Here is a 1,019-nt window from a genome sequence, read left to right as displayed (position 1 = left end):
TAGCTGGCATTAAAGTCTTGTGTATTGATAATGAAGAAGCCATTCTCGCGGGGCTAGAGTCTTTGTTAAGTCGTTGGCAATGTGAAGTTATTTGTGCCAAAGACCTTGCCGATGCTCGAATTAAATTAGGGCTTAAAGGAGTCGCCCCAGACATTATGTTAGCTGATTATCATTTAGATGATGACCAAAATGGTATTGATGCGATGAATGGTATTCGCAGTCGTTATGGTGAGCATTTACCAGGGATATTAATTACTGCCAATACTAATAAAGATTTGATTGATGATGTTGAAAAACGTGGCTATCACTATATGGCAAAGATGGTAAAACCTGCCGCATTGCGTGCGTTAATTTCTAGTCTTGTTAAAAAGTAATTGAGTTATTTTAGCGTTGAGGACAACTAATGATCACAGCTTATGGCGATAGCATGTCGGGTAATTGTTATAAATTGCAGCTGGTGTTGAATATGCTCGATGTCGATCATCTATGGCAAGAAATGAGTATCACGAATGGTGAAACGCAGACACCAGAGTTTTTAGCTAAAAATCCGCAGGGTAAAATACCATTAATAGAACTCGATGATGGGAGAGTATTATCGGAGTCGAATGCCATTATGGGTTATCTTGCTGAAGGCTCTGAATTGATCCCCACCGATACTTTTAGTAAAGCTAAAATGTATCAGTGGATGTTTTTTGAACAGTATAGCCATGAGCCATATATTGCCGTAGCACGCTTTATTCAGTTGTATTTAGGGCTACCTGAAGATCGTTTAGCTGAATGTCACTCACTGCACGTTAAAGGCCATAAAGCGCTTGCGGCTATGGAGGCTGAGCTCGCTTGGCAACCCTTTCTGTGTGGTTCGCAGTTTACTTTAGCGGACATTGCTTTGTTTGCTTATACTCATGTTGCACATCAAGGTGGCTTTGATTTAGCCCATTACCCGCAGATTAATCAATGGTTAATACGCATAAAACAGCAAGCTGGTTTTTTGCCGATGGAGAGTTAATTCTTTACTGTTT

At 40.2% G+C, this 1,019-nt stretch carries 2 protein-coding genes; both read left to right on the top strand.

Annotated elements, in window-relative coordinates; translation table 11 throughout:
- Positions 1-374 (top strand): response regulator (locus tag CXF78_RS01760; RefSeq protein ID WP_145991347.1); only part of this gene is annotated, 374 nt, incomplete at its 5' end.
- A 32-nt stretch (positions 375-406) separates the two neighbouring features.
- Entirely contained in the window at positions 407-1,006 is a 600-nt protein-coding gene (locus CXF78_RS01755; RefSeq protein ID WP_102035787.1) for a glutathione S-transferase family protein, read from the top strand.
- The last annotated feature ends 13 nt before the right edge of the window (positions 1,007-1,019 follow it).

The organism is Shewanella sp. 11B5 (genome assembly GCF_002836795.1).
Lineage (GTDB): Bacteria > Pseudomonadota > Gammaproteobacteria > Enterobacterales > Shewanellaceae > Shewanella > Shewanella frigidimarina.
The sequence above is the reverse complement of the archived record's forward strand: the minus strand, read 5'-3'. Positions and strand labels throughout refer to the sequence as shown.